The 4,487-nt window shown below is 72.7% G+C and carries 3 protein-coding genes; all 3 read left to right on the top strand.

What is annotated here, in order from left to right; translation table 11 throughout:
• The coding region (locus RCJ92_RS15030; protein ID WP_446755004.1) for a methylenetetrahydrofolate reductase at positions 1–875 on the top strand (875 nt) is incomplete at its 5' end.
• A gap of 83 nt (positions 876–958) precedes the next feature.
• A complete protein-coding gene (gene metE, locus RCJ92_RS15025) occupies positions 959–3,310 on the top strand; it encodes a 5-methyltetrahydropteroyltriglutamate--homocysteine S-methyltransferase (RefSeq protein WP_446755003.1) in 2,352 nt (783 codons plus the stop codon).
• A gap of 49 nt (positions 3,311–3,359) precedes the next feature.
• Positions 3,360–4,487, top strand: a 1,128-nt coding sequence (locus RCJ92_RS15020) for an aminotransferase class I/II-fold pyridoxal phosphate-dependent enzyme (RefSeq protein ID WP_446755002.1), incomplete at its 3' end; no start/stop codon positions are given.

The raw sequence follows: 4,487 nt of genomic DNA, 5'->3' as shown, positions 1-4,487 counted from the left end.
CGCCTGTGAACCGCGAGGTGGCCGAGTCGGTCTACCACAGCATCGAGCAGCTGGCCGACACCAGCCCGGACTACGTCTCGGTCACCTATTCGGGCACCCCGGCCCGCCGCGCCCAGTCCCTGGCGCTGATCGAACACCTCGTCACCCAGACCAAGCTGCGCCCGCTGGCGCACCTGACCTGTGTGGGGGAGTCGGCGCAGTCGCTGCGCGTGCTGATCCGCCACTTCATCGCCCTGGGGGTGCGCGGGGTGCTGGCGCTGCGCGGTGACCTGCCGCAGGACCCGCAGGGCTGGCGCGGTGAATTCCCGTTCGCCCGCTACCTGATCGAGCTGATCCGCCAGGTGGAGGACGAACACGCCGCCTCCCTGGCCGGGGGCCGGCTGGGGGTGGGGGTGGCCGCCTACCCGCACCGCCACCCCGAGTCCCCGAGCTTCGAGCACGACATCGAGGTGCTGCTGGGCAAGCAGCGCTCCGGGGCGGACTATGCGATCACCCAGGTCTACTTCCAGCCCGAGGACTACCGGGGGCAGCTCGCCGCGGCCCGCCGCGCCGGGGTGTGCATCCCGATCATCCCCGGCATCATCCCGCTCAATTCGCTGCGCCGGCTGAACCGGCTGGCGGCGCTGACCGGGGTGCAGCCGGACCCGATCCTGGCCCACGCGCTGCAAAGCGCGACCAGCGACGCCGAACGCCACCGCATCGGGGTGCGCTGGGCGGTGGACCTGGCCCGGGCGGCGTTCGATGACGGGGCCCCGGGGCTGCACCTGTACACGTTCAACGACCACCGCGGCAGCCTGGACGTGATCGAGCAGCTGCAGCTGCCCGGCGCCCGCAGCACCCTGGCCCAATCCTGGGCCGCCCACAGCGGGACCTAGGCGCCCGCTTCCACCGACGAACCACCGAATTAACCATCGACCCGGCCGGGCACCCCGGTCCGGCAGAAAACTAGGAGAACACCATGAGCAAGCAGCACTTCCCGCAGGCCAGCATCCTCGGCTACCCGCGCATCGGCCGGCGCCGCGAACTGAAAAAGGCGCTGGAGGCGCACTGGGCCGGCACCCTGACCGAGCAGCAGCTGCACGAGCGGGCCTTTGCCGTGCAGCAGCAGAACCTGGAACGCCTGGTGCAGCTGGGGCTTGACCCGGCGAACGGCTCCCTGCCCGGGGACCACGCCTACTACGACCAGGTGCTGGACACGCTGGTGGCGCTCGGGGCGGTGCCCTCCCGCTTCGCCGAGGTGCTCAGCGCCCCGCTGAGCACCGCCGACGCCTTCACGCTGGCCCGCGGTGACGCGCAGCGCGCCCCACTGGAAATGACCAAGTGGTTCGACACCAACTACCACTACCTGGTCCCGGAGCTCGGCGAGCGCACCACCCTGCGCGCCAACCCCGCCGGGCTGCTGGAGAACTTCACCGCCCACGCCCGGGCCGGGCACACCATCCGCCCCACCCTGGTCGGCCCGATCAGCTTCCTGCTGCTGGCCAAGGCCGAGGAGGGCGCCGCCCGCTCCGGGTTCACGCCGCTGCACCGGATCGATGAGCTCGTTGAGGTCTACGCCCAGCTACTGGCCGAGCTGGCCGCCGCCGGGGTGGGCTGGGTGCAGCTGGATGAGCCGGCCCTGGTCACCGAGGCCGGTGCCCGGCACGCGGTGCCCGGCGGCCTGGTCGAACGCGTGTACCGCCAGCTGTCCTCCGGCCCGCGCCCGGCGCTGCTGGTCACCACCGGGTACGGCACCGCCGGGCAGCTCACCCGCCCCGGTGAGGGCCTGGGGGTACTGGCCCGGGCCGGGGTGGACGCGGTGCAGGTGGACCTGGTGCGCGGGGTGGCCCCGCAGCCCGAATTCCTTGGCCAGCTGCAGGGCACCACCGTGGTGGCCGGGATCGTGGATGCCCGCAATGTGTGGCGCAACCACCTGGGCGCCTCGCTGATCGCGCTGCGCGCCCTGCGCCAGGCGGTCACCGCCGCCGGCGGACACCTGGCGGTGGGCACCGCCACCTCGCTGCTGCACGTGCCGCACGATGTGGCCCTGGAGGGGAACCTGCCCGAGGGGCTGGCCGACTGGCTGGCGTTCGCGGACCAGAAGGTCAGCGAGGTGCTCACCCTGGCCACCGGCCTGGAGCACGGGGAGGATGCGATCGCCCGCGAACTGGTGGCCACCGAGCGGGCGCTGGCCGCCCGCGCCGCCTACCCGGGCACCACGGTTCCGGAGGTGCGTGAACGCCTGGCCGGGCTGGGTGAGCAGGACCTGCAGCGCCCGGATGAGCAGCAGCGCGCCGCGGCGCAGCGCGCGGGCCTGCAGCTGCCGCTGCTGCCCACCACCACCATCGGCTCCTTCCCGCAGACCGCTGAGGTGCGCGCCGCCCGGGCCGCCCACGCCGCCGGCACCCTGGACGACCGGGGCTACCACCGGTTCGTGGAGCAGGAGATCGCCCGGGTCATCGCGCTGCAGGAGGAGCTGGGGCTGGATGTGCTGGTGCACGGGGAAGCCGAACGCAACGACATGGTGCAGTACTTCGCGGAGAACCTCGACGGGTTCGCGGTCACCGAGCACGGCTGGGTGCAGTCCTACGGTTCACGCGCCACCCGACCCTCGATCCTCTTCGGCGACGTCACCCGCCCGGCGGCGTTCACCGTGCCCTGGATTTCCCACGCCGCCTCGCTGACCGACAAGCCGGTCAAGGGCATGCTCACCGGGCCGGTGACGATCCTGGCCTGGAGCTTCGTGCGCGATGACGTGCCGCTGCAAACCAGTGCCCGGCAGGTGGCGCTGGCGCTGCGCGATGAGATCCAGGACCTGCAGCAGGCCGGGATCCGCATCATCCAGGTCGACGAGCCGGCGCTGCGTGAACTGCTGCCGCTGCGTGCCGCCGCCCAGCCGGAGTACCTGCGCTGGAGCGTGGACGCCTTCCGCCTGGCCACCGGCGGGGCGGCGGCCGGCACCCAGATCCACACCCACCTGTGCTATTCGGAGTTCGGTGAGGTGATCGGCGCGATCGACGCGCTGGGCGCGGACGTGACCTCCATCGAGGCGGCCCGTTCGGCGATGGAGGTGACCGCGGACCTGAAGTCCTTCGGCTACCGCCGCGGCATCGGCCCGGGCGTGTACGACATCCACTCCCCGCGGGTGCCCTCCCAGCAGGAGATCGCCGAGCTGATCGGCACCGCCCTGGATTCGGTGGACCGCCAGGCGCTGTGGGTGAACCCGGACTGCGGGCTGAAGACCCGCGGCTATGCCGAAACCACCGCCTCCCTGGCCAACCTGGTCGCCGCCGCCCGGCAGGTGCGCGCCGACCAGCTGGCCGCGATCTAACCCCGCGCACCACCACCGGTACGCACCAGCACGAGCAAAGGAGCCAGCCATGGCGCAGCAGTCCACCACAGCGATCCACGCCGGATACAGCCCCGGCGGCGAGCACCGTCCCCTCACGGTGCCGCTGTACCCCTCCGCGGCCTACGAATTCACCTCGCACGCCGATGCGGTGGAGAAGTTCGCGCTGCGCCAGGCCGGCTTCACCTATTCCCGCACCGGCAACCCGACGGTGGCGGTGTTCGAGCAGCGCGCCGCCGCCCTGGAGGGCGGGGCGCACGCGGTGGCCACCGCCACCGGGCAGGCGGCCGTGGCCCTGTCCCTGCTGGCCCTCACCCAGGGCCCGCGGCACCTGGTGGCCTCCAACCAGCTCTACGGGGGCACCGTGGACCTGCTGACCGACACGTTCCACGACTTCGGGATCCGGGTCAGCTTCGTGGACCCGGACAACCCGGACGCCTGGCAGGCGGCGATCGAGCCGGACACCCGGGCGTTCTTCCTTGAATCGGTGACCAACCCGCTGTCCACGGTGCCCGACCTGCCCCGGCTGGCCGCGATCGCGCACCGGCACCACATCCCGGTGGTGGTGGACAACACCCTGGCCACCCCCGCGAACTTCCGGCCGCTGCAGCACGGGGCGGACATCGTGGTGCATTCGGCCACCAAGGCGCTGGCCGGGCACGGGCAGGTGCTGGGCGGGGTGGTCATCGACGGGGGCGGCTTCGACTTCTCCGACGCAGAGCGCTGGCCCCAGCTGGCCCGGGGCCGCGAACGCTACGCCGGCTCCAGCCTGCTTGAACGCCACGGGGCCGGGGCGTACGCGATGCTGGTGCGCTCAAAGTTCCTGCACGACCTGGGCCCCACCCTCTCCGCGGCCAGCGCCCACAGCATCCTGACCGGCATGGAAACCCTGGCGGTGCGCGCCGCCGCGGTGCAGCACAACGTGCAGCTGCTGGCCCGCTTCCTGGCCGCCCACCCGGCCGTAGCCCGGGTGCACCACCCCAGCCGTCCCGAGCACCGCCACCACCGGCGCGCCGCCGCCCTCTTTCCGCGCGGCACCGGCAGCGTGCTGGCCGTTCAGCTGCACGACGCGGCGCTGGTGCCCGGGGTCATCGACCGGCTGCAGGTGATCGCGCTGGCCGCGAACATCGGGGACACGCGCACCATGGTCGCCCACCCG

The organism is Glutamicibacter sp. BSL13 (assembly GCF_052928425.1).
The sequence above is the reverse complement of the archived record's forward strand: the minus strand, read 5'-3'. Positions and strand labels throughout refer to the sequence as shown.